General features: G+C 67.2%; 21 protein-coding genes. 13 read left to right on the forward strand and 8 right to left on the reverse strand.

The genetic code is table 11. The features are described 5' to 3' along the window. Window positions 1–70: 70 nt before the first annotated feature. Window positions 71–814 carry a class I SAM-dependent DNA methyltransferase gene (locus tag G4G71_RS12970; RefSeq protein ID WP_169938132.1) on the reverse strand — a complete coding sequence of 248 codons (744 nt, stop codon included), beginning with the start codon at window positions 812–814 and terminating at the stop codon, window positions 71–73. A gap of 628 nt (window positions 815–1442) precedes the next feature. Between G4G71_RS12970 and G4G71_RS12975 the strand changes: the two genes are divergently transcribed. Continuing rightward, a complete protein-coding gene (locus tag G4G71_RS12975; RefSeq protein WP_240964916.1) occupies window positions 1443–2828 on the forward strand; it encodes an APC family permease in 1386 nt (461 codons plus the stop codon). A 209-nt stretch (window positions 2829–3037) separates the two neighbouring features. Continuing rightward, window positions 3038–4138 carry a M14 family metallopeptidase gene (locus G4G71_RS12980; RefSeq protein WP_169938134.1) on the forward strand — a complete coding sequence of 367 codons (1101 nt, stop codon included), beginning with the start codon at window positions 3038–3040 and terminating at the stop codon, window positions 4136–4138. 7 nt (window positions 4139–4145) lie between these two features. Here G4G71_RS12980 and G4G71_RS12985 read toward each other — a convergent pair whose 3' ends face one another. Continuing rightward, complete coding sequence (locus tag G4G71_RS12985; protein WP_169938136.1) at window positions 4146–5054, reverse strand: LysR substrate-binding domain-containing protein; 909 nt, start codon at window positions 5052–5054, stop codon at window positions 4146–4148. 158 nt (window positions 5055–5212) lie between these two features. Here G4G71_RS12985 and G4G71_RS12990 point away from each other — a divergent pair, with 158 nt between their 5' ends. The 6 genes from G4G71_RS12990 (at window position 5213) to mrdA (ending at window position 12650) form a co-directional block, all read left to right on the forward strand. Continuing rightward, a complete protein-coding gene (locus G4G71_RS12990) occupies window positions 5213–6511 on the forward strand; it encodes an NAD(P)/FAD-dependent oxidoreductase (protein WP_169938138.1) in 1299 nt (432 codons plus the stop codon). Between the two features lie 66 nt (window positions 6512–6577). Further along, on the forward strand, window positions 6578–7675 hold the full coding sequence (locus G4G71_RS12995) for a polyamine ABC transporter substrate-binding protein (protein WP_169938140.1): 1098 nt from the start codon (window positions 6578–6580) through the stop codon (window positions 7673–7675). Continuing rightward, window positions 7672–8940, forward strand: a complete 1269-nt coding sequence (locus G4G71_RS13000) for an NAD(P)/FAD-dependent oxidoreductase (protein ID WP_169938141.1) — start codon at window positions 7672–7674, stop codon at window positions 8938–8940. Before G4G71_RS12995 ends, G4G71_RS13000 begins: the two co-directional genes overlap by 4 nt. Before the next feature lie 52 nt (window positions 8941–8992). Then, on the forward strand, window positions 8993–9892 hold the full coding sequence (locus tag G4G71_RS13005; protein WP_169938143.1) for a DMT family transporter: 900 nt from the start codon (window positions 8993–8995) through the stop codon (window positions 9890–9892). A 51-nt stretch (window positions 9893–9943) separates the two neighbouring features. Next, window positions 9944–10342 (forward strand): heme-binding protein, encoded by a 399-nt coding sequence (locus tag G4G71_RS13010; protein WP_169938145.1) that lies wholly within the window; start codon window positions 9944–9946, stop codon window positions 10340–10342. 415 nt (window positions 10343–10757) lie between these two features. Beyond that, the gene (gene mrdA / locus G4G71_RS13015) at window positions 10758–12650 is read left to right on the forward strand and encodes a penicillin-binding protein 2 (protein ID WP_169938148.1); all 1893 of its coding nucleotides are present in this window, start codon (window positions 10758–10760) and stop codon (window positions 12648–12650) included. A 38-nt stretch (window positions 12651–12688) separates the two neighbouring features. Here mrdA and G4G71_RS13020 read toward each other — a convergent pair whose 3' ends face one another. Genes G4G71_RS13020 through G4G71_RS13040 form a run of 5 tightly spaced genes read right to left on the reverse strand, consistent with a single transcriptional unit; the run spans window position 12689 to window position 18019 of the window. Then, on the reverse strand, window positions 12689–12910 hold the full coding sequence (locus tag G4G71_RS13020; RefSeq protein WP_169938149.1) for a formate dehydrogenase subunit delta: 222 nt from the start codon (window positions 12908–12910) through the stop codon (window positions 12689–12691). Then, complete coding sequence (gene fdhF / locus G4G71_RS13025) at window positions 12907–15819, reverse strand: formate dehydrogenase subunit alpha (protein WP_169938151.1); 2913 nt, start codon at window positions 15817–15819, stop codon at window positions 12907–12909. The genes G4G71_RS13020 and fdhF overlap by 4 nt, the downstream gene beginning before the upstream one ends. Next, window positions 15816–17375: a formate dehydrogenase beta subunit gene (locus G4G71_RS13030; RefSeq protein ID WP_169938153.1), complete on the reverse strand. Its 1560-nt coding sequence runs from the start codon at window positions 17373–17375 to the stop codon at window positions 15816–15818. Before G4G71_RS13030 ends, fdhF begins: the two co-directional genes overlap by 4 nt. Then, window positions 17369–17851, reverse strand: coding sequence for a formate dehydrogenase subunit gamma (locus G4G71_RS13035; RefSeq protein ID WP_169938155.1), 483 nt, complete (start codon window positions 17849–17851; stop codon window positions 17369–17371). Before G4G71_RS13035 ends, G4G71_RS13030 begins: the two co-directional genes overlap by 7 nt. Further along, on the reverse strand, window positions 17852–18019 hold the full coding sequence (locus G4G71_RS13040; protein WP_169938157.1) for a hypothetical protein: 168 nt from the start codon (window positions 18017–18019) through the stop codon (window positions 17852–17854). Window positions 18020–18236: 217 nt separating this feature from the next. Here G4G71_RS13040 and G4G71_RS13045 point away from each other — a divergent pair, with 217 nt between their 5' ends. The 5 genes from G4G71_RS13045 (at window position 18237) to G4G71_RS13065 (ending at window position 23090) form a co-directional block, all read left to right on the forward strand. Beyond that, window positions 18237–18602 carry a c-type cytochrome gene (locus G4G71_RS13045; RefSeq protein ID WP_169938159.1) on the forward strand — a complete coding sequence of 122 codons (366 nt, stop codon included), beginning with the start codon at window positions 18237–18239 and terminating at the stop codon, window positions 18600–18602. A 16-nt stretch (window positions 18603–18618) separates the two neighbouring features. Beyond that, a complete protein-coding gene (locus tag G4G71_RS13050) occupies window positions 18619–20013 on the forward strand; it encodes a D-arabinono-1,4-lactone oxidase (RefSeq protein ID WP_420825998.1) in 1395 nt (464 codons plus the stop codon). 85 nt (window positions 20014–20098) lie between these two features. Then, complete coding sequence (locus tag G4G71_RS13055; RefSeq protein ID WP_420826011.1) at window positions 20099–21307, forward strand: DSD1 family PLP-dependent enzyme; 1209 nt, start codon at window positions 20099–20101, stop codon at window positions 21305–21307. Between the two features lie 189 nt (window positions 21308–21496). Further along, window positions 21497–22540 (forward strand): AraC family transcriptional regulator, encoded by a 1044-nt coding sequence (locus G4G71_RS13060; protein WP_169938163.1) that lies wholly within the window; start codon window positions 21497–21499, stop codon window positions 22538–22540. Between the two features lie 97 nt (window positions 22541–22637). Beyond that, window positions 22638–23090, forward strand: a complete 453-nt coding sequence (locus G4G71_RS13065; RefSeq protein ID WP_169938164.1) for a universal stress protein — start codon at window positions 22638–22640, stop codon at window positions 23088–23090. Window positions 23091–23124: 34 nt separating this feature from the next. Here G4G71_RS13065 and G4G71_RS13070 read toward each other — a convergent pair whose 3' ends face one another. Next, window positions 23125–24438: an LLM class flavin-dependent oxidoreductase gene (locus G4G71_RS13070; RefSeq protein WP_169938166.1), complete on the reverse strand. Its 1314-nt coding sequence runs from the start codon at window positions 24436–24438 to the stop codon at window positions 23125–23127. Window positions 24439–24444: the final 6 nt, after the last annotated feature.

Below are 24444 nucleotides of genomic sequence, written 5' to 3' on the forward strand. Positions count from 1 at the left end.
CGTGGTTGCGCGTTTTCTTGTCGACCTGCCGGCACAGTCGCTCTCGCCGCGGCGAACGCCATGGCCCTCGTCAGCGCTTCACGCAGACGAACAGCGCGTTGCCCGAGCTGCCGGCCCAGGGTGTGATCCGTTCGTAGTCATGCTCGAACACCTGGACCTCGAAGAGCGGCTCCAGCAGTCGCCGCAACTCGGCGAAAGTCAGCGCGACCATCGCGTGTTCGTCCTGCCAGGCCTGGGTCTCGCCGGCCGTGGTCTTCTCGATGCTCAGGCGCAAGGCCTGGCGCTCGCCCGCGCCGCTGTAGTACCAGCCCGAGCCGAAGGTGAACTGGCTGCCCTCGTGTTCCACCGAGTGGCGGACGAAGGAGCGGTTGTCGATCAGCCCCTTGTCCACGCTGTTGAAGCAGAACACGCCGCCGTTCGCGAGGGCTTCGTGCACGCTCGAAAGGCATGCCTGAAGCTGTTCCACGCCGGGGTTGTAGTGGATCGAGTAGAGGAAGCAGGTGATCAGGTCCAGCGGTTCCTCGGCGTGGAAGCTGGCCATGTCCTGCCGGCTGAAGTGCGCCTCGGGGCAACGCTGTCGGGCGATATCCAGCATAGGCTGGTTGATGTCCAGGCCGGCGCTGCGGTAGCCGAAGTCGAGGAAGTGGCGCACGTGCGGCCCGGTCCCGCAGGCGAGGTCCAGGTGCCGGCTTCCCTGGTTGCCGAACAGCTGGTGCAGGCGGCGCACGCAGTGGCTCTGCGCCTGATAGTCGATGTCGGCACACATCAGGTCGTAGTAGGAGGACAGGTCGGTGTACAGCGCGTTGGAGGACATAGGCAGCCAGGGAAAGGGTTCGCCGCAGGTTTGGGCGCGGCATGGTACATCAGCCGTGGCCGATCCCTGCGGAAATCGGACTGGCGTGGTCGACGAGGCAGGCGTCATGGCGAGCATCCGGCGCCTGTATCGGGTTGCCCGGGCTGGCGCCCAGCCACTCCGTCGGATAGCGGTGCCGGCCGCCGGGTCCGCAATGCACGGCCATTTTTTTCATTGGCCCCGAAAATATTTTTACTAATTTTCCTCCGCGAAAAGCTGAAGCACCATGCCGCCCCATTCCAACAACAACGTCCTTCGAGGCGGCCAGCAGGAGTGCCCAGGTGCAAGCGTTCAACGAGTGGCGACAGTGTTTTGCAGCACGGACATTCATCGATGACGCACTGAACGGCGCCCCTCGGCTCGCAACGCGAGAGGGTGCTGTTGCCACGCACCGTCTCCCGGCTTCCCTGGCCCCGCAAGCTTGCCGGGCCGCCCCGATCGACCCCCGCTGAGTTCCTCCGGCAGCGGCTGCCCGAGGCTTGGCTTCGGCTGAGGTCACCGGGCATTCGACCGCTGCGCAGGAAGCCTCGACCGGCATCACGCCGTTCCAGTCCAACGAGCCCAGAGGCTCGCAGTCCATGAGTCAGCCATGAAAAAAACAACAAGCGCTTCCGCTACGTCCTTGCCTGCCCATCAAGCCCATCACCCATCGCCGTCGTCGCGCAGTTTCCGCAAGTCGCTGGGCATCCCGGCGCTGGTGCTGTTCGGCCTCGCCTACATGGTGCCGCTGGCCGTCTTCACCACCTACGGCCTGGTGACCCGGATGAGCAAGGGGCATCTGCCGACGGCCTATCTATTCACCCTCGCGGCCATGCTGCTGACCGCCTACAGCTATGGACGCATGGTGCAGGCGCACCCGTATTCGGGGTCCGTCTACAGCTACACGCGCAACACCTTCGGCGCGGCCTTCGGCTTCATGGCGGGCTGGACGCTGCTGCTGGACTACATCTTCCTGCCGTTGCTGAGCTACCTGCTGATCGGCATCTACATGACCGACTACTTCCCCTCCGTACCGCTTTCGGTGTGGATCCTCGGGTCCATTGCGCTGGTGACCCTGCTCAATCTCGTCGGCATCGAGTCGATCACCCGGGTCAACTGGGTGCTGATCGTCGCGCAGATGGTTTTCGTGGTGGTGTTCATTGCGCTTTCGCTCAGTCACCTCAGTGCCCAGCCTGAGCCGGTGGCGCTGGTCCAGCCGTTCTATGACGAGCACTTCAGCCTGCCGCTGGTGATGTCCGGTGCGGCGGTACTGTGCCTGTCCTTCCTCGGCTTCGATGCCGTGTCGACCATGGCCGAGGAAACCCCGGAGCCGCGCCGGCAGATTCCCGCAGCGATCATGCTGGTGACCCTGATCGGCGGCGTGCTGTTCATCGTCATGGCCTACTTCGGCCAACTGGTGTTTCCCGAGTGGCAGGCGCTCACCGACGCCGATTCCGCGGCGCTCGACGTGCTGCGTCGGATCGGCGGCGAGTGGCTGGTGACCTTCTTCACCGCGACCTACGTGGCGGGCTGCTTCGCCTCGGCGATGGTGTCCCAGGCGAGCGTCTCCCGCGTGCTCTTCGCCATGGGCCGGGACGGGGCGATTCCCCGTGTATTCGGCAAGCTGGTGACGAAGAAACGCGTGCCGGCGAACGCAATCATCCTGATCAGCCTGCTGTCGCTGATCGCCCTGTTCGTCACCCTGGATACCGTCGCCAACATGATCAGCTTCGGCGCGCTCTTCGCGTTCTCGGCGGTCAACCTGGCGGTGATCAAGCACTACCTGATCGATGAGCGCCTCACCGGCAAGGGCAACTACCTGCGCTACGGGGCGCTGCCGGCCGTGGGCTTCCTCAGCACCATCTGGCTCTGGTCGAGCCTGTCGGGGATGTCCTTCCTGATCGGCTTCGGCTGGATGTGCCTGGGGTTCATCTGCCTCGCCAGTGCGACGCGGATGTTCCAGCAGCAGCTGCCGGACCTCAACATGGCGGAGTGATGACGAGGCGCATGGAGGCCAGGCGCGGCCTCCATGCCGGGCTGCCAAGAAGCCGGCCGGTACTGGTGAATGGTGGTGGCGTCGCGCTCGGCGCGAGTGGCGCTGGCATAACCAGCCTCAATGCTCATGTGTAGAGATCATTACTCCGCGCCGCCGCGCTGATGCATCCTGCCGACCGTCAGATGCCCCACGAAACGGCCGGAGTCTCCATGCACGCATCGTCATATTTCTCCCAGAGCTACGCCCAGGCGCGCAGCAGGTTCCTCGACGCCTGCGCGGCCGCCGGCCTGCTGGTGGAGTCCCATGTCCATCCACTCACCGGGCGCGATGGCGAGACGCTGGCGCTGGACGTCGCCCGCGAAGGCGCGCCCGATGCGCAGCGGCTGCTGATCATCAGCAGCGGCTGCCATGGCGCCGAGGGTTTCTGTGGCTCCGCTGTGCAGAGCGCACTGCTCGCCGACACCCAATGGCGCGAGCATGCGCTGCGCCACGATTGCGCGGTGCTCTACCTGCATGCCGCCAACCCCCATGGCTTTTCCTGGTGGCGCCGCTGGACCCAGGAGAACGTCGACCTCAACCGCAACTTCCGCGACTTCACCCAGGCGGCCCCGGAGAACCCCGGTTATGCACGCCTGGACCCGGTACTCACGCCCCGTCGCTGGCCGAGCCCGTTGGGGCGCCTGCGGCTGCTCGGCTATGCACTGCGCCATGGCCGCTGGGAATTGCAGCGGGCGATTTCCTCCGGCCAGGCCAGTCATCCCGATGGGCTGTTCTTCTCTGGCACTGAGCCGACCTGGAGCAATCGCACCGTGCGCCATGTGCTGCGTCAGCATGGCCGGCAATGCCGCGAAATAGCCTGGATCGACGTGCACACCGGCCTCGGCCCGACCGGCTACGGCGAGTACATCTACTCGGGTGATCCGCGCCCAGCAGCTTTGCTCCGCGCTCGCGCCTGGTGGGGCGAGGAGGTGCGCTCCACGGAGGAGGGCAACAGCGTGTCGGTGAAGCTCAGCGGCAAGCTGGTCCACGCGGCATTCGAGGAGTGCCCGCAGGCGCTGCTGATCTCCATGAGCCTGGAGTTCGGCACCGTGCCCGGCTCGCAAGTGCTCGAAGCGCTGCGCGCGGACCAGTGGTTGCACCGGAACCCCGGTGCGCCGGTGGCAAAGGCGCAACGGATCAAGCAGCAGCTGCGGGATGCCTTCTACGTCGACACCGATCAGTGGAAACAGGCCGTGCTGGCTCGCGCGCGGGATACCGCCTGGAAAGCGGTGGAGGGCCTGTGCAGCGAGATTCCACGAGAGCTGGCCTGAACTCGGGTCAAGCTTGCAACTGGTTGCGCTGCTCCTCGAACCAGTCGAGCACCGGCTGGCAGGCCGGGTGGGCGGCGCCGCTGTCGCGCAGCCACAGGGCGTAGCGGCCGCCGGTCTTCAGCGCCTCGCCGAAAGGCACGATGAGGTCGCCGCGCTGCAGGGCGTCGTGGGCCAGCATGCGATCGGTCATGGCCACGCCCAGGCCGCGGGTGGCGGCGTCCAGTGCCAGGTCGTCGAGGTTGAACAGCATGTGCTTGAACTGCGCCGGTGGTGGCGCGGCCTGGGCGCGTAGCCACTGCGGCCATTCCAGGCCGCCGCTGGAGGCGTGGATCAGCGGATGGCGGGCCAGTTCCTCCAGTGAGCGCGGCGGCTCCTGGCCGTCGTCCAGGCGCGGGGCGCAGACCGGGATCAGGTATTCGTCGTACAGCGGGGTCAGCGCACGGCCCTGGGGGTCGCTGCCGCTGGGCAGGTAGAGCACGTAGGCGTCGCAGTCGCCGCCATCGTCCACCACTTCGCCGCCCACCGTCTCGATGGACAGGCACAGCTCCGGGTGCCGCGAGTAGAAGGAACTCAGGCGCGGCAGCAGCCAGCGTACCGCCAGCGAGACGAAGATGCGGATGCGGAAGGGCCGGTCCGCCGAGGCCGGGGCCAGGCGTTCCTCCAGGCGCAGCAACTGCTGCAGCATGCCTTCGGCCACCGTGTACACCTCGCGGCCGGCGTCGGTCAGCGCCACCTTGCGGCTGGTGCGGTCGAACAGCGGCACACGGTAGTACTCCTCCAGTTGCTGGACCTGCCGGCTGATGGCGCTCTGGGTCAGGTGCAGCTGTTGCGCGGCCGCTGTGAAGCTGCCGGATTCGGCAACGTGCACCAGCGCTTGCAGTGCCTGCAGGGAGGGAACGCGCAGCAGTCTGTCCATGAGTCTTCCATTCGCAATCTATGCGTTTTGAGAATACAAGGATGAAAAATGAGCGTTGGTGCGCTCAGCGCTACTGCCCGTAGATTCTGGTCATGACGCGCCATCGGGGAAATCGCTTGGATACGCCCGGCGCATGGATTGTGAAGGAGTGCCGGGCAATGAACAATCACTGCGGCTGGATCGACCTGGCGGGCGAATTGCCTGCGCGGCCGACGCTGAGCGGAACCCAGCGGGCAGACTGGCTGATCATCGGCGGCGGTATCACCGGACTGTCCGCCGCTCACACGCTGGCAGCGCGCTTTCCGCAACAGCGCGTGGTGCTGCTGGAGCGCCAGCGCATCGCCCAGGGTGCCTCCGCGCGCAACTCCGGTTTCGTCGTCGCCCACGAGTTGCCCGCGGCCAGCGAACGCCTGGGGCAACCCGGCCATGCCGCCTACCAGGTGGCCTCGCGCATTGGCATCGCGGCAGCGCAGGAGGTCCGCCAGCGCATCGCCGAACTGAACATCGACTGCGAGCTTTACAACGACGGCTATCACTTCGCCGCGCACCGTCCCGAGCACCTGGGCGACATCGACGGCATCCTTGCCACCCTGGCTGCGGTCGGCGCGAACGCTCGCTACTACGAAGGCGCAGCGCTGGAGCAACGGCTCGGCAGCGCCTTCTACGCGCGGGCCATCCATTGCGCGGGCGGCAACGCGCTGCTGCAACCGGCGCGCTACGTGAAGGGACTGGCCGACAGCCTGCCGGCATCGGTGGACATCTTCGAGCAGAGCGGCGTGACCGACCTGCGCCGCAGCGGTCAGGGTTGGGTGGCACGCACTGCGCAGGGCGAGGTCCAGGCTTCGCAGGTGCTGGTCTGCCTGGGCGCATTCATCGCCCGCGCCGGTCTGCACGACAGCGGCGCCTTCCCGCTGGAACTCAGCGCCAGCATCACCCGCCCGCTGGATGAGCCACGCTGGCAAGCGCTGTTCGGCGAGCGTCAGTGGGGCGTGCTCGCGCCGTTGCCAGGTGGCGGCACTGTGCGCCTGCTGCCTGGCCGCCGACTGCTGATCCGCAATACCGTCGAGTACCGCCATCGCGACCTCGACAACCGCGCGCTGGCCGAGCGCCGTCGCCGCCATCTCATCGGTTTGCAGAAGCGTTTCCCCGGCATCGTCGACGCCGATATCGCCTACAGCTGGACCGGCCACTTGAGCGGCACCCGCTCCGGCGAGCCGTATTTCGCCCGCGTCGACCAGGGCCTGCATGCCGTGGCCGGCTGCAACGGTTCCGGCGTGGCGCGCGGCACCCTGTGGGGCCGCCTGCTGGTGGAAATGACGGTGGGCGACAGCTCGCCGGTGCTGGCCGATGTGCTGGCGCAGGCCACTCCCGGCTACCTGCCGCCCAGCCCGTTCTTCGATATCGGCGCCTCGCTGCGCATGGCCTGGGAAGTGCGCCGCGCGCGCGCCGAGGCCTGATTCATCGCTTTACCCACGCACGACACTCCATAACGACCAACTGCAAAAACAAAAACCGAGGGCAGCATGATCAACCGATCCACGACACTGGCCAGCCTGACGCTGGCGGGCCTCACCCTGGCCGCAGGGGCCCAGGCGGCGCCGACCGTCACCATCGCCAACTGGAGCAGCTACATCGCCGACGACACCCTGGCGAACTTCACCAAGCAGACCGGCATCCAGACCACCTACGACCTGGTGGACAGCAACGAGACCACCGAAGCCAAGCTGATGACCGGCGCCAGCGGCTACGATCTGGCCAGCCCGTCCAACCACTTCCTGCCGCGGCTGATCAAGGCCGGCGCCATCCAGGAACTGGACAAGAGCAAGCTGCCCAACTGGAACAATCTCGACCCCAAGCTGATGAAGATCCTCGAGGTCAGCGATCCGGGTAACCGCTACGCCATTCCCTACCTCTGGGTGACCGTGGGCATCGGCTACAACGAGGACAGGATCAAGGCCATCTTCGGCAACACCGATGTCACCCGCAGCTGGCAGCTGCTGTTCGACCCGAAGAACGCGGAGAAACTCGCCCAGTGCGGCATCGCGGTGATCGACAACGCCACCCAGATGGTGCCCATCACCCTCAAGGTGCTCGGCCGCGACCCGGCGAGCCAGAACCCGGACGACTTCAAGGCGGCCGAGGCGGCGCTGCAGGCGATCCGCCCGTCGATTCGCTACTTCCACCAGTCCAAGTACGTCAGCGACCTGGCCAACGGCAACATCTGCGTCGCCATCGGCTTCAGCGGCGACGTGCTGCAGGCCATGACCACCGCCCAGCAGGCCGGCAACGGCGTGAAGATCGGCTACAGCCTGCCGCGCGAAGGCAGCACCATCGCCGTGGACACCGTGACCATTCCCAAGGGCGCGCCGCACCTGGACAACGCCTACGCCTACATGAACTACCTGCTGCAACCCGAGGTAATCGCCAACATTACCAACGCCGTTCAGTACCCCAACGGCAACGCCGCCGCGAGCCAGTACGTGAAACCGGAACTGCTTGCGAATCCGGCCGTCTATCCGCCGCAGGAAGTGCTCGACACCCTGTTCCCGATCAAGACCCTGTCGCCCTCCGGGATGCGCATGAGCACCCGCCTGTGGACCCGAGTGATGAGCGGCAAATGACCCAGCCCAACGACCTGCGCCGCCACGCCCTGGTGGTTGGCGCCGGCGTGGTCGGCCTGGCCACCGCGCTGCAACTGCAACGCCGCGACTTCCGCGTGACCCTGCTGGACCGCAATCCGCCGGGCCTGGCCACGTCATTCGGCAACGCGTGCACCTTCGCCACCTACTCGGTGGAGCCGGTGGCCACGCCCGGTATCTGGCGCAAGGCGCCGGGCATGCTGCTGCGCCCGGACAGCCCGCTGGCGATCCGCCCGGCCTATCTGCCACGCATTGCGCCGTGGCTGCTGCGGTTCCTGGCAGCCTCGCGGCGTGATCGCGTCGAAGCCATCGGCCACGATCTCAATACCCTGCTGCGCCCTTGCATGGAGGCGTGGCAGGGGTTGTTCGATGCGGCCGGCGCCAATGACCTGATCCGCCACGATGGCTCGCTGTATATCTTCGAGGAGCATGAACGCAGTGACGCCCAGGCCATGGTGGATTACCACCGGCGCTTCGAGGTGCCGATCCGCTTCGTCGAAGGCGGCGAGTTGCGCGAGCTGGAGCCGGCGCTCAACGCCCGCGCCAGCTGCGCGGTGGAGCTGCCGGGCGTGAGCCGCACGCTTGATCCGTACGCGCTGAGCATGCGCCTGTTCGAGCGTTTCGTTTCCATGGGCGGCGAGTTCCGTCGCGGCGAGCTGCTGGGCATCGATCCGGCCGGGCAGGGCAGGGACGCGGTGCAGGCGCAACTGACGACCGGCGAGCGGCTGGCCGCCGACCGCGTGGCGCTGTGCACCGGCGCCTGGTCGCGCACGCTGGTGGACCAATTGGGCGATGCCGTGCCGCAGGACACCGAGCGCGGTTACCACGTGCTCTTCGGCCATGCCGGGCAGGTGCTCAATCGCCCGGTGTGCTGGGGCGCCGGCGGCTTCTACATGACGCCCATGGCGCAGGGCCTGCGGGTGGCCGGCACGGTGGAATTCGCCGGACTGGAGGCGCTGCCGAGCCCGGCGCGCTACCGCTGCCTGACCCGTGGCGCGCGGCGCTTCCTGCGCCTGCAGCACGAGCCGGTGTCGCAGTGGATGGGCTTCCGCTCCTCGGTGCCGGACAGCATGCCGGTGCTCGGCCCGTCCCGGCGGCTGCCGCAGGTGTTCTACAACTTCGGCCACGGCCACATCGGTCTGACCCTCGGCGCCATCACCGGCCAGTTGCTCGCCGAGCAGGCCAGCGACGTCGTCACCAGCGTGCCGGTGACGCCCTTCCTCGCCAGCCGCTTCAGCACGCGCTGAAGCGCCGGCATTCACCACGGACATCTACCCCGAACAAGAAGGAGAACACGACATGCCCCAGCTGACCCTCGTCGCCCCTCGCAGCCATGTCATGCGCAGCGTGGGCCTGATGCTGTTGTCGATGTTCTGCTTCGCCGTGGTGGATGCACTGGCCAAGGTCGTGGCGCTGAAATACCCGGCCAACGAAGTGACCTTCTTCCGCATGGCCTTCGGCGTGCTGCCGGCCTTCCTGCTCTGCCTGCGTGGGCGGCCGCTGGTGCAGCGCTGGCGGCAGCTGGACGTGCGCGGGCAGAGCATCCGTGCGGTGACTTTGCTGGGTTCGTCCGCGCTGTTCTTCGCCGGGTTGCCCTATGTGCCCCTGAGTGAAGCTATCTCCATCGCCTATTCCGAGGCGCTGCTGGTGATAGTGCTGGCGCCGCTGCTGCTGGGCGAACGCCTGCTGCCGCGCAATGCGCTGGCGGCGGTGCTCGGCTTCCTCGGCGTGCTGATGGTGGTCAAGCCCGACAACGCCGAAGCCAGCCTGGCCGGTCCGGCGCTGCTGGTGGCCAGCGCCTTCTTCGGCGCGCTGTCGATGATCCAGATACGTCGCATCCGCGAGACCGACGACTCCACCACCACGGTGCTGTATTTCACCGTGGTCGGCACGCTGGTGACCGGCGCCACGCTGCCGTTTTCCTGGAGCACGCCGAGCCTGCCGGACCTGGGGCTGATGCTTGCCCTCGGCCTGTTGGCGACGCTGGGCCAACTGCTGTTCACCATCGCCGTGCGCCGCGCCCACGCGGCCACCCTGGCGCCTTACACCTACACCAGCATCATCTGGGCGAGCCTGCTCGGCTACCTGATCTGGGGCGAGGTGCTCAGCCTGCTGTCGTTGGTCGGCATCGTGCTGATCGTCGGCAGCGCGGTGGTTGTGGCGGTGCTGGAGCAGCCGCCGGAAGGCTCGGTGGTCTGATTTTCCAGGCTTCCCACTTGGCGCTGCGCGCCGATTCACAAGAGAGATTTCATGCAACAGAAAGCCGTACTCGACCAGATCGACGTCACCCGCATCGTCGCTGCCGCCACCGACGAAGCCCGGCGCCAGGGCTGGGCCGTCTGCATCGCCGTGGCCGACGACGGCGGCCACCCGCTGGCGCTGGTGCGCCTGGATGGCTGCGCCCAGGCCAGCGCCTATATCGCCACCGAGAAGGCCCGCAGCGCGGCTATCGGCCGGCGCGAGACCCGCGAGTACGAGAACATGGTCAACGGCGGCCGCACGGCCTTCCTCAGCGCGCCGCTGCTCACCTCCCTGGAGGGCGGCGTGCCGATCCTGGTGGGCGGGCAGGTGGTGGGTGCGGTCGGCGTTTCCGGCGTTCGCGCCGAGCAGGACGCGCAGGTCGCCAGGGCGGGAGTTGCCGGGCTCTGAGGTAGGCGTTGGCATCGCTTGCGGGAGCAGGTCATGCGTGCTCCTCCTGCTTGGCGCCGGCATTGCCATTTACGTGGGAGCAATCGTCTTCTGCCGGGAAGTCCATACCTGCGTATCCCCTCTCCCCAGCCAGGGCTAGGGAGAGGGTAGGCCCTCGCGCTAGCGCTCCACTTACAGGCGAGCTTTCCGGGATCGCGAGGGCAACGCCTCGACTACCGGTCAGAATCCGGCCTGTCGGTCTGGTACCATGCCGCGCCGGCCTGCCAGACGACGCGTGATTGCACCGCGCCAGGTGCTGCCGGCTTCTTCCGTCCAACTGCGCTGCAAACAGGCCGCATCGATCGGAAAGCCCCCGCGCTCGGCGTGGTTGAGCCGCTTTTCCGCAGGATCGATGGGGACCTTCTGGAATCTCCCGATGCACGACCCGATCAAACTCAAGGACCACCAGCAGGAGTCGACGCTGGTCAACCGCCGGCTGATCGCCTGCGGCGCGTTGGTGGCCCTGATGAGCGTGACCCTGGTGGCGAGGATGTACTTCCTCCAGGTCACCGACTACGCGACCAACGCCACCGTCTCCGAGAACAACCGTATTCATGTGCTGCCGATTCCCCCGGAGCGCGGGCTGATCTTCGACCGCAATGGCAAGGTGCTGGCCGAGAACCTGCCCAGCTTCAACCTCACCCTGACCCGCGAGCGCGCTGGCAATTCCGAGGCGGTGCTCGATCAGGTCACCGATATTCTTCACCTGAGTGCCGAGCAACGCCTGCAGTGTGACAAGGCCCTGAAGAAGAGCCGCCATCCCTTCGAACCGGTCACCCTGCTGCATGAGCTGAGCGAGGAGCAGATCGCCCTCATCGAGGTCAATCGCTACAAGCTGCCGGGCATCGATGTGGATGCCGAATTCGTCCGTCACTACCCTTACGGCGAGCATTTCGCCCACTCGGTCGGCTTTGTCGGGCGGATCAACGAGCGCGAGGCCACCCGCCTCGACAGCACCGAGTACCGCGGCACCGAGTACGTCGGCAAGACCGGCGTCGAGCACTTCTATGAATCGCAGCTGCATGGTCATGTGGGCTACGAGGAAGTGGAAACCAACGCCCAGGGCCGCGTCATGCGGGTGCTGAAGAAGGTTGCGCCGGTGGCCGGGGAGAACATCGTGCTGGGCCTTGACGTGGACCTGCAGGTCGCCGCCGAGAAGGCCCTGGGCGATCGCCGTGGCTCCGTGGTGGCGCTGGACCCGAACACCGGCCAGGTGCTGGCGATGGTCAGCAACCCGAGCTTCGACCCGAACCTCTTCGTCAACGGCATCAGCTCGGCGCAGTACGCCGAACTGCGTGATTCCATCGACCGGCCGCTGTTCAACCGGGCGCTGCGCGGCCTCTATTCGCCGGGCTCGACCATCAAGCCGGTGGTGGCCATCGCCGGGCTTGATACCGGCACCATCACGCCGGCCACGCGGGTCTTCGATCCGGGCTACTTCCAGCTGCCCAACTTCGACCACAAGTACCGCAACTGGAACCACAGCGGCGATGGCTGGGTCGACCTCGACACGGCCATCAAGCGTTCCAACGACACCTACTTCTACGACGTCGCCCACAAGCTCGGCATCGACCGCATGCACGACTACCTGAGCCGCTTCGGGCTCGGCAGCAAGGTCTCCATCGACATGGCCGAGGAATCCGCCGGGCTGATGCCGTCCCGCGAATGGAAACGCGCCACCCGGCGCCAGGCCTGGTTCCCCGGCGAGACGGTGATCCTCGGCATCGGCCAGGGCTACATGCAGGTGACGCCGCTGCAACTCGCCGAGGCGACCTCGCTGATCGCCAGCAAGGGCGCCTGGCATCGGCCGCGACTGGCCGAGTCGGTGGGCGGGGAAGACGTTGTCGATGCCAATCCCATGCCCAACATCCACCTGAGCAATCCCCGTGACTGGGATGCGGTGAACTACGGCATGCAACTGGTCATGCACGATCCGGGCGGTGGCGCGCGCGCCGCGGGGCAGGGCGCGCAGTACCGCATCGCCGGCAAGAGCGGCACCGCGCAGATCGTCGCGATCCGCCAGGGCGAGCGCTACAACCGCCTGAAAACCCAGGAGCGCCACCGCGACAACGCCTTGTTCGTCGGCTTCGCCCCGGCCAGCGATCCGTCCATCGTGGTCTCGGTGACCATCGAGAACGGCGAGGCCGGCGGCCGCGTGGCCGGGCCGGTGGTGCGCGAGATCATGGACGCCTGGCTGCTCGACCAGGACGGCAAGCTCAAACCGCAGTACGCGGTCCCAGCGGAGACCGCGTCGGGCAAGCACGCCTGAGGCCGTGCCAGCAGCCCGGTCCGCGCACCGGGCTTCGGCTAAACCTGTGCGGTCGCCTCTGCCAGTGCCGCTCGCACCAGGGGATGCAGTTCATCGCCCGGATTCTGCTCATGCCAGGCCTTGATTTCGCGGCGCATGGCGGGTGTCCAGAAGTTCTGCAGGTGTTGCTGCACGCCGCGCACCGCCAGCTCGTGGTCCGACTCGGTGGAGAAGTACTGGCCGATCTGGTTGGCCATCTTGATCAGGTTCTCGACGCTCATCGACGGACCTCGGCTTTCTCGTTTTGCGCGGCTTGGGCGGCTTGGGCATGGCGGCGCTCCTTGAGCAGGCGGCGTTGTTCGTCGCTGAACGCCTGGTAGCGCTTCTGCCATTCCGAAGGCTGGAACACGCGCACCACTTCCACCGCGGTGACCTTGTATTCCGGGCAGTTGGTGGCCCAGTCGGAGTTGTCGGTGGTGATCACGTTGGCGCCCGATTCGGGGAAGTGGAAGGTCGTGTAGACCACGCCCGGCGCTACCCGCTCGCTGACCTTGGCGCGCAGCACCGTCTGCCCGGCGCGGCTGCCGATGCCAACCCAGTCGCCGTCGTTGATGCCCCGGCTCTCGGCGTCGCTGGCGTGGATCTCCAGGCGATCTTCCTCGTGCCAGGCGACGTTGTCGGTGCGCCGGGTCTGGGCGCCGACGTTGTACTGGCTGAGGATGCGCCCGGTGGTGAGCAGCAGCGGGTAGCGGGCGTTGACCTTCTCTTCCGTGGGCACGTAGCCGGTGAGCATGAAGCGCCCCTTGCCGCGCACGAACTGCTCGATGTGCATGGTCGGCGTGCCATCGGGTGCAGCGTCGTTGCACGGCCATTGCAGGCTGCCGTGGCGGTCCAGTTCGGCGTAGCTGACGCGGGTGAAGGTCGGTGTCAGGCGGGCGATCTCGTCCATGATCTGCGACGGGTGCTGGTAGTCCATCGGGTAACCCAGGGCGTTGGCCAGGGCGACCGTGGCTTCCCAGTCGGCCTTGCCGCCCAGCGGTTCCATCACCTTGCGTACCCGCGAGATGCGCCGCTCGGCGTTGGTGAAGGTGCCGTCCTTCTCGAGGAAGGAGCTGCCCGGCAGGAACACGTGGGCGAACTTGGCGGTTTCATTGAGGAAGATGTCCTGCACCACCACGCATTCCATGGCGGAGAGGGCTGCGGTGACGTGCTGGGTATTCGGGTCGCTCTGGGCGATATCCTCGCCCTGGCAGTAAAGCGCCTTGAAGGTGCCGCCCAGCGCCGCTTCGAACATGTTGGGAATGCGCAGGCCAGGGTCGGGCTGCAGGGTGACACCCCAGGCCTGTTCGAACTGGCTGCGCACGGTCTGGTTGGAAATGTGCCGGTAGCCGGGCAGTTCGTGGGGGAAGGAGCCCATGTCGCAGGAGCCCTGCACGTTGTTCTGCCCGCGCAGCGGGTTCACCCCGACGCCCTCGCGGCCGACGTTGCCGGTGGCCATGGCGAGGTTGGCGATGCCCATCACCGCGGTGCTGCCCTGGCTGTGTTCGGTGACGCCCAGGCCGTAGTAGATCGCCGCGTTGCCGCCGGTGGCGTAGAGGCGGGCGGCGGCGCGGATTTCCTCGGCGGGCACGCCGCACACGGGGCCGAGTGCTTCCGGTGAGTTCTCCGGCAGGCTGACGAAATCGCGCCAGCGGATGAAGTCGCTGGCCTCGCAGCGTGCATCGACGAAGTCCTGCTTGACCAGGCCTTCGCTGACGATGACGTGGGCCAGCGCGTTGAGCATGGCGACGTTGGTGCCGGGGCGAAGTTGCAGGTGCAGCTCGGCGCGGGCGTGGGGCGAGTCGACCAGGTCGATGCGCCGGGGGTCGATGACGATCAGCTGTGCGCCCTGGCGCAGGCGGCGCTTGAGCTGCGAGCCGAACACCGGGTGCGCGTCGGTAGGGTTGGCGCCCATTACCAGCACCACGTCGGACTGCATTACCGAGTCGAAACTCTGGGTGCCGGCAGACTCGCCGAGGGTCTGCTTCAGGCCGTAGCCGGTGGGCGAGTGGCAGACCCGCGCACAAGTATCGACGTTGTTGTTGCCGAACGCCGCGCGCACCAGTTTCTGTACCAGGTAGGTCTCTTCGTTGGTGCAGCGACTGGAGGTGATCCCGCCGATGGAGTCGCGCCCGTATTTTGTCTGGATGCGGCGGAATTCGCTGGCAGCATAGGTGACGGCCTCGCCCCAGCTGACTTCCTGCCAGGGGTCGCTGATGTGCTTGCGGATCATCGGCTTGGTGATGCGATCCGGGTGCGTGGCGTAGCCCCAGGCGAAGCGGCCCTTGACGCAGGAGTGGCCGTGGTTGGCCTGGCCGTTCTTGTCCGGGACCATGCGCACCAGCTGGTTGCCCTTCATCTCGGCGCGGAAGGAGCAGCCCACGCCGCAGTAGGCGCAAGTGGTGATGACGGCGCGCTCGGGCTGGCCGATTTCGACCACGCTCTTTTCCATCAGCGTGGCGGTGGGGCAGGCCTGCACGCAGGCGCCGCAGGAGACGCATTCGGAGTCGAGGAAGTTCTCGCCGCCGGCCGCCGCCACACGGGACTCGAAGCCACGCCCCTCGATGGTCAGGGCGAAGGTGCCCTGGGTTTCCTCGCAGGCGCGCACGCAGCGGTTGCAGACGATGCACTTGCTCGGGTCGTAGTCGAAGTAGGGGTTGGAGACGTCCTTGGCATCCTTCAGGTGGTTGGCGCCGTCGTAGCCGTAGCGCACCTCGCGCAGGCCGACCTGGCCGGCCACGGTCTGCAACTCGCAGTTGCCGTTGGCGGAGCAGGTCAGGCAATCCAGCGGGTGGTCGGAGATGTACAGCTCCATGACGTTGCGGCGCAGGCCCGCCAGCTTCGGCGTCTGCGTGCGCACCACCATGCCCTCGCTGACCGGCGTGGTGCAGGAGGCCGGGTAGCCGCGCATGCCGTCGATCTCCACCAGGCACATGCGGCAGGAGCCGAAGGCTTCCAGGCTGTCGGTGGCGCAGAGCTTGGGAATGCTGGTGCCCAGCAGCGCGGCGGCGCGCATCACTGAGGTGCCGGCAGGGACGCTGATTTCGCGGCCGTCGATGCTCAGGCTGACCTGCACGTCGCTCTCGCGGGCGGGGGTGCCGAGGTCGATGTCACTCGTGCTGGACGTGGCAGGGTCGAAGAAATTGATCACGAGTCGGCCTCCGAAGTCGCCAGACCGAAGTCGGCGGGGAAGTGCTTGAGGGCGCTGGCTACGGGGAAGGCGGTCATGCCGCCGAGGGCGCAGAGCGAGCCGTATTGCATCGTGTCGCAGAGATCGGTGAGCAGCCGCGCCTGTTCCTCGCGGGCGCTGAGGTCGGTGGCGGCGATCAGCCGGTCGACCACCTCCACGCCGCGTGTCGAACCGATGCGGCAGGGCGTGCACTTGCCGCAGGATTCCTCGGCGCAGAACTGCAGGGCGAAGCGTGCCATGCGCGCCATGTCGAGCGTGTCGTCGGCGACCACCACGCCGCCATGGCCGAGCATGGCGCCGACGGCGGCGAAGGCTTCGTAGTCCAGCGGGGTGTCGAACTGCGAGGGCGGCACCCAGGCGCCCAGCGGGCCGCCAACCTGCGCGGCCTTCAGCGGTCGGCCGCTGGCGGTGCCGCCGCCGTAGCCTTCCACCAGCTCGCGCAGGGTCAGGCCGAAGGCACGTTCCACCAGCCCGCCGTGGCGAATGTTGCCCGCCAACTGGAAGGGCATGGTGCCCAGCGAGCGGCCCATGCCGAAGTCGCGGTAGTACTGCGCGCCCCTGGCCAGGATGATTGGCACCGAGGCCAGGGTAAGCACGTTGTGCACCAGCGTCGGCAAGCCGAACAGGCCCTGCAGCGCGGGCAGTGGCGGTTTGGCGCGGACCACGCCGCGTTTGCCTTCCAGGGAATCCAGCAGGGCGGTTTCCTCGCCGCAGATGTAGGCGCCGGCGCCGACCCGCACTTCCAGCTCGAAGGCGCGGCCACTGCCGCAGACGTCCTCGCCGAGGTAGCCGGCTTCGCGGGCGATCCTCAGGGCGAGGTTGAGTGTCACGATGGCGTCCGGGTACTCGGAGCGCACGTAGATGTAGCCCATGCTCGCGCCGACGGCGAGGCCGGCGATGGCCATGCCTTCGATCAGCAGGAAGGGGTCGCCTTCCATCAGCATGCGGTCGGCGAAGGTGCCGGAGTCGCCTTCGTCGGCGTTGCATACAACGTATTTCTGCGGGCCGACGGCGTCACGCACAGTGCGCCACTTGATGCCGGCGGGGAAGGCCGCGCCGCCACGGCCACGCAGGCCGGAATCGAGCACGGCGGCTACGACGTCGGCGCCGTCCATGCCAATGGCACGGGCCAGGCCGTCGAAGCCGCCATGGGCGCGGTAGTCGTCCAGCGACAGCGGCCGGGTGATGCCGGCGCGGGCGAAGAGCAGGCGCTGCTGGGTCTTCAGGTAGGCAATCTCTTCCACCAGTCCCAGGGCCAGCGGGTGGCGTGCAGGGTCGTCGGCCAGCGCATCGAAGAGGGACGGGACATCGGCTGCCGCCAGTGGACCGAAGCCCAGGCGGCCTTCGCTGCCGTCCATTTCCACCAGCGGTTCCAGCCAGTACAGGCCGCGGGAGCTAGTGCGCTGGATCTCCAGCGGAATCTGGCGGCGCTCGGCTTCGGCGACCAGGGCGTCGGTCACCTCATCGGCGCCCACCGCGCGGGCCAGCGAATCACAAGGGATGAACAGCTTCAACATGCGGCGTCCTCCCGGCAACCGTTCACCAGCTCGCGCAGGCGTTCGGCGGTGAGGCGCGCGTGCACGCGGCCGTCCAGTTCCAGGGCCGGCGAGCAGGCGCAGGCGCCCAGGCAATAGACCGGGCGCAGGGCGATGCGGCCGTCGGCGCTGGTGCCGTGGTCGTCCAGCCCGAGCTGTTCGCGCAGTTGTGCGGCGAGGGCTTCGGCGCCGCGGCTCTGGCACGACTCGGCGCGGCACAGGCGCAGCGTATGGCGGGCCGGGGGCGCGGTGCGGAAGTCGTGGTAGAAGCTGATCACCCCGCGCACCTCGGCGACGCTGAGGTTCAGGGCGTGGGCGATTTCGGGGAGGGCATCGTCGGGGATGTAGCCGACGCAGTCCTGGATGGCATGAAGCACTGGCAGCAGGGCGCCGGGCGTGGCTTTCAGGCGTTCCAGGACATCATGGATCAGGGGCAGGTGAAGCGAATCATGAGGCATTCAGCGCACCTCGATATCGCGGATGCCTGCCATGGGCGGCGATCCGGAATCCTTCGGCTGCGGCGCACCGGCCACGTCACGGGCTGCGTGGCTGTTCGGGGCGCCATTGTTATTATCCGGCCAGGCATCTGGGCGCGCCTGGTCCTCGACAGTATGGAAGCTTGCCATCCCTTGTGTTCAAGGATTGCACCGCAGCGACCCTGCGCATCCTGAAACCGACAGACCCTTAAACCGACAGACTGCCGAAACGGCCACGCTGTCCGCTCAGAGCCCCCTTGTTGGCCGGCAAAGCCCTCGGTGGCGAGCGGTGCTCGACTTAACCTGCTGGCTGCCCATGACAACAAGAATCCGCGCCGTTCCCGCGCGCGGGAAGAAGGGGAGCACCATGCATAAACCCGCAACGGCCTGGCTGCCGGTTGCCCTGCTGGCCCTGGTCGGCCTGCTCGGCGGCTGTGGCGATGACGCCGCGCCGCCTACCCGCAACGCCGCCGCCCTGGCACCTGCCGATCCCGCGCTGGCGAAAATCTATGACAGCAGCTGCAAGCTCTGCCACGCCAACCCGGCGTCGGGAGCACCGCTGGCCGGTGATGCGAAAGCCTGGCAGCCCCGGGTCGCCCAGGGCGCGGACAGCCTGCTGGACCACAGCATCAATGGTTTCAAGGGCATGCCGCCGATGGGCATGTGCATGCAGTGCTCGGAGGACGAGTTCCTGGCGCTGATTTCCTTCATGTCCGGCCAGTCGGTCCGGTAAGGGCGGGGTTGCTTCGATGCCTATTCATCTTACCCGTCGCCAGCTCCTGCACAGCGCTGGCATTGCCGGCGCGTTCGCGGCGCTGTCGAGCAGCCCGCTGGCCGCCGAACTGGCCCGCGCGCCGCGGCTGATACCCTGGCGCAACTGGTCCGGCGGGCAGAGCTGCCTGCCCGCGGCGCGCCTGGCTCCGCAGAGCCTCGACGAACTGGTACAGGTCATTCGCCTGGCCGAGGGCAAGGTGCGCCCGGTGGGTTCGGCGCACTCCTTCAGCGCCCTGGTGCCGACCGACGGCACGCTGGTCTCGCTGGCCTACTTCAACGGCCTGCTCGGCCACGATGCCGACACATTGCAGGCGGAATTCGCGGCCGGCACGCCAATGTCGCTCATGGGGCCGGCACTGAAGGAGATCGGCCAGGCGCTGCCGAACATGGCGGACATCGATTACCAGACCCTGGCCGGGGCGATCTCCACCTCGACCCACGGCACCGGGGTCGGCTTCGGCTCCTATTCCTCCCGCGTCACCGGCTTGCAACTGGTGACCGCCAGCGGCGAGGTGCTGGACTGCGACGCCCAGCGCCACCCCGAGGTGTTCAACGCCGCGCGGGTATCCCTCGGCGCCTTTGGCATCGCCACCCGCGTGCGCCTGCAGAACCGCCAGGCCTATCGCCTGCGCGAGCGGCAGTGGGTGGCCAGCACCGAGGAATTGCTGGAGGACGTGGAGAAGAACACCCGCGAGAACCAGCACTGGGAAATGCAGGTCATGACCCATTCCGACTACGCGCTGTCCATCGCCCTGAACGAGACCACCGACCCGGCCACGCCGCCGCTGGACCCGGCCGAGGAGGGTGGCAACCAGTTCGTCAGCATCATCGAGAACCTCGACAAGTACGGCAGCGACTTCCCCGCCGCGCGGCGCTTCCTGCTCAACAGCCTGCGCCATGTCGCCAGCTTCGACGACCGTGTCGGCGACTCCTACGACATCTACGCCAACGTGCGCAACGTACGCTTCAACGAGATGGAATATTCGGTCCCGGCGGAACACGGGCCGGCCTGCCTGCGCGAGATTCTGAAGAAGATCAACGACAAGGACCTGCGCACCTGGTTCCCCATCGAATACCGCTACGTGAAGGCCGATGACATTCCGCTGAGCATGTTCGAAGGCCGCGACAGTTGCTCCATCTCCGTGCACCAGCACTACAGCATGGACCACCACAACTTCTTCGCCGCCATCGAACCGATCTTCTGGAAGTATGCCGGCCGGCCGCACTGGGGCAAGCTGCACACGCTCAACGCGCGCACGCTGCAACCGCTCTACCCGCGCTGGAAGGAATTCACCGAAGTGCGCCGCGAGCTGGACCCGCAGGGCAAGTTCCTCAATGCCCACCTGTCATCGATCCTGGGCGTGGCCTGACAAGGAAGAGCAACCCATGAAACGACGCAATTTCATCGTCGGTGCGGCCGGGGCGGGAGTTCTGCTCGCGGGCGCCGGTGCCTGGCTGCGACCGTCCGACCACGGCGCGCCTTACGACGACTACTTCGCCCGGCTGAACCGCGAACTGCGCGAGCACGGGCCGATGCGCCCGGTGATGCTGATCGACCTCGACCGCCTGGACCACAACGTCGACGTGGTGATGCAGTCGGTCGCCCGCACCGGCAAGCACCTGCGCGTGGTGGAGAAGTCCCTGCCGTCGCCGCAGTTGCTCGACTACATCGCCCAGCGCGCCGGCACTCGGCGGATGATGTCGTTCCACCAGCCGTTCCTCAATCACGATGCCGAGCGCTTTCCCGATGCCGACCTGCTGCTGGGCAAGCCACTGCCGGTCGGCTCGGCACAGCAGTTCTACGAGGAACTTCGCGGCCCGTTCGACCCGACGAAACAGCTGCAATGGCTGCTCGACACCCCCGAGCGCCTGCAGCAGTACCTGGCGCTGGCGCAAGGGCGCAACACCCGCCTGCGGATCAACATCGAACTGGACGTCGGCCTGCACCGTGGCGGTGTGGCGGACCACGCGACGCTGGACAGGATGCTCACGATCATCGGCGCCAACCCGCAGCACCTGGAGTTCGCCGGGTTCATGGGCTACGACCCCTTCGTCGGCATGGGCGTGCCCGAGGTACTGGGCTCCTCCGAGGAGCTTTTCGCCAAGGTCATGACGCTCTACGACGGCTTCGTCGACTACGCGCGCACCCGTCATGCGCCGCTGTGGAAGCCGGGGCTGACGCTCAATACCGCCGGCAGCCCCAGCTACAAGATGCACGAGAACGAACGCACCAGCACCGAGGTGTCGGTGGGTTCGGCGCTGGTCAAGCCGACCCACTACGACCTGCCATCGCTGGTGGACCACCAGCCGGCAGCCTTCATCGCCACGCCAGTCATCAAGAGCACCGGCCCGGTGCGGATTCCGGCGCTGGACGACAAGTCGGCACTGTTCTCCTGGTGGGATACCAACCAGCGCGAGACCTTCTTCGTCTACGGCGGCAACTGGATGGCCGAACCCGAGTCGCCCAGGGGGTTGCAGTTCAACGGCCTGTACGGGCGCAGCTCGAACCAGGAGATGGTCAACGGCTCCAGCGCCGTGAACCTGAAAGTGGACGACCAGATATTCCTGCGCCCGACCCAGTCCGAGTCGATCCTGCTGCAGTTCGGCGACCTGCTGGCCATACGCGGGGGGCGCATCGTCGAGCACTGGCCGGTCTATAGCTGAGCGGCGCAGCGTTGACATTGGGCGGGCGGCAATGGGCCGTCCGCCCGCGCCAGCGGGGCATTGCGCGAGGTTGTCTGTAATATTCTGTTACGCCTGCTCTTGGCGAGCCTGCGAAAGCGTTATGATGCGGCCAACGTGCGCCGCCCACATGACAAGAATCGCCGGCGCCTCCGCTCGAGAGCAGCCTACATGCCCAGCACAAGCATCGACGCGCAATTCGACCTGGCCCTGGTTTCACCTTTCCTGCTGCAGACCCTCGCCGAAGTCGCCAGTGACCAGGGAGTGAGCAGCGAGCGCCTGTGTCGCGGGCTCGGCTTTACCGCCGAGGAGCTGCAGGACCCGGCGCAGCGCGTCACCTACCGGCAGACGGTGGCGATGATCCAGCGAGCCCTCGCGGCGCTGCCCGAGCGTGGCCTGGGGCTCTTGGTCGGCCATCACAACGTGCTGGGTACCCTCGGCCTGCTTGGCCACGTACTGTCCCTCTGCAAGACCCTGCGCGACGCTTTCGAGTTGGGCCGGCGCTTCCAGCACACCACCGGCGGCATAGCGCTGTGCAACCTGATCGAGGGGCCCGAGGAAAGCTTCATCGAAGTCGAATGCCGGTTGCCCTACGCCGACATCCAGGTGTTCGCCGTGGAAGAGTTCTTCGCCAGCCTGCTGGTCTACAACCGCACGCTGATCGGCCCCCAGTTCCAGCCCCTGCGCTTCGAGTTCACCCATGCCGCGCCGGCCTACGAGGCGGAGTACCGCCGGCTGCTCGGGCCGAACCTGCAATTCGGCTGCCTGCACAACCGCGTGGTCATTGCCAGCCACTGGCTGGACGTGCAGTTGCCCAGCCATCACCCGGTCGCGCTGCGCCAGGCGCTCAGCCTGCTGGAGGCGGAGTACGCCCAGGTGCAGCAGAAGACCGGCCTGCTGGAAACGGTGGAGCGCGCCATCGCCCGCGACCTGGCTAACGGCAGCCCCATCGACAAGGTTGCCGGTGAGCTGAACATGAGCAGCCGCACCTTGCGTCGCCGCCTGAGCGAGCACGGGTTGAGCTTCGACGCCCTGCAGGAACAGGTGCGCCACGCGCGCGCCATGAGCCTGCTGAACAACCCGGAAATGCCCATCGAGCGCATCGCCGAGGCGCTTGGCTACAGTGATGTGCGCGGCTTCCGCCGGGCCTTCAAGCGCTGGACCGGGCAGAGCCCTTCCGCCTGCCGCGACGAAGTGGCCGCAGCGGCGACCTGAGCGCGCGCGGACCACGGCGAAAGCATTGATGCGGCACAAGGGGATTGCCCGCCGGCAACGTTAAGGTGGGCTGACCAATCCTTGGGAGGTACCCACCATGTATGAACATGTCCTGGTAGCAGTGGATGGCAGTCCGGTTTCGCTCCGCGCCGTGGCCGAAGGCGCGCGGCTGGTCCGCATGAGTGGTGGCGAGCTGCACGTCATCACCGTCATCGACCGCCCTCTGGCGCACCTGCCTTACTACGCCAAGTACTACGACACCGAGGCGCTGCACGCGGCTGCATTGAAGGCCGCCGAAGACATTCTCGGCAAGGCGCGGGAAGTGGTTGCCGAGTACGCAGTGCCCGCCAGCTTCGAGCAGGTCGCCATGGAAAGCGTGGGCGAGGAGGTGGCCGACCGCATTGAGGCCGAGGCTGAGGCGGTCAAGGCCGACGCCATCGTCATGGGCACCCACGGCCGCCGCGGCGTGCAGCGCCTGATGCTGGGTAGCGTGGCCGAGGGCGTGCTGCGCGCGAGCACGCGTCCGGTGCTGCTGGTCCGCGAGCAGTAATCCCGGCGGCGCAATCGCCGCCGGCTTCTCCTGTCTACCGACGCTCGGGACGGCGCAACCCGAGGTGCTCGCGCAATGTGCTGCCGCGGTATTCGCGGCGGTACAGCCCGCGCTTCTGCAACTCCGGCACCACCAGCTCGACGAAGCCGTCCAGGCCGTGGGGCAACAGCGGCGGCATGATGTTGAAGCCGTCGGCGGCGCCGGCGCTGAACCAGGCTTCCAGGTGGTCGGCGATCTGCTTCGGATCGCCCACCAGCGTGCAGTGCCCGCGTGCGCTGGCCGCCCGCAGGTAGAGCTGGCGCAGTGTCAGGTTCTCCCGGCGCGCCAACTCGACGAACAGGGTCTGCCTACTTTTCATCGCGTTGCTGGGCGGCAGCTCCGGCAGCGGGCCGTCCAGCGGGAAGCGCGACAGGTCTAGGCCGCCCGCCATGCCTGAGAGCAGGGCAAGGCCCAGCTGCGGTTCGATCAGCTCCTGCAGTTCCGCCTGGAGATCCTCGGCTTCGCTCTGAGTCCGCCCGATGACGGGCGAAATGCCCGGCATGATCTTCAGCTCGTGGGCTTCACGTCCATATCCAGCCAGACGTCCCTTCAGGTCGCTGTAGAAGGCGCGGGCGTCTTCCAGCGTCTGCTGGGCGGTGAACACCACTTCGGCGGTTCGCGCGGCCAGGGCCTTGCCGGGCTCCGACGAACCCGCCTGTACCAGAACCGGGTGCCCCTGCGGCGAACGCGGCTGGTTCAGCGGGCCGCGCACCCGGTAGTAGTCGCCGTGGTGGGCCAGGGTTCGCAGCTTTTCCGCGTCGAAGTAGCGCCCGCCGAGCTTGTCGCGCAGGAAGGCATCGTCGGCGAAGCTGTCCCACAGGCCGCGTGCGACGTCGATGAATTCCTCGGCGCGGGCGTAGCGGTCGGCGTGCTCGAAGTGCTGGTCGAGGCCGAAGTTCTGCGCTTCCTGGTCGGTGGCCGAGGTCACCAGGTTCCAGCCGGCGCGGCCACCGGACAGGTGATCGAGCGAGGCGAAGCGGCGCGCCAGCAGGTAGGGGTCGTTGTAGCTGGTGGAGACCGTGGAAATCAGGCCGATGCGCTCGGTGACCGAGGCCAGCGAGGCGAGCAGGATCAGCGGGTCGAATACCTCGCCAAGAGTGGTGTGCGCGGCCAGTTCATTGCTGCCAAGCAGGGCGAGGTTGTCGGCGAAGAAGATCGCGTCGAACAGGCCGCGTTCGGCAGTCTGCGCCAGGCGGCGGAAGTGTGCGAGGTCCAGGGCTCCCGTGGGGGCCAAAGGGTGGCGCCAGGCGGCCAGGTGGTGACCGCTGCCCATCAGGAAGGCGCCGAGGCTGATCTGTGTCTGGCTCATGTTCAC

The sequence above is a fragment of the Pseudomonas multiresinivorans genome (genome assembly GCF_012971725.1).
Taxonomy (GTDB): Bacteria; Pseudomonadota; Gammaproteobacteria; order Pseudomonadales; family Pseudomonadaceae; genus Pseudomonas; species Pseudomonas multiresinivorans.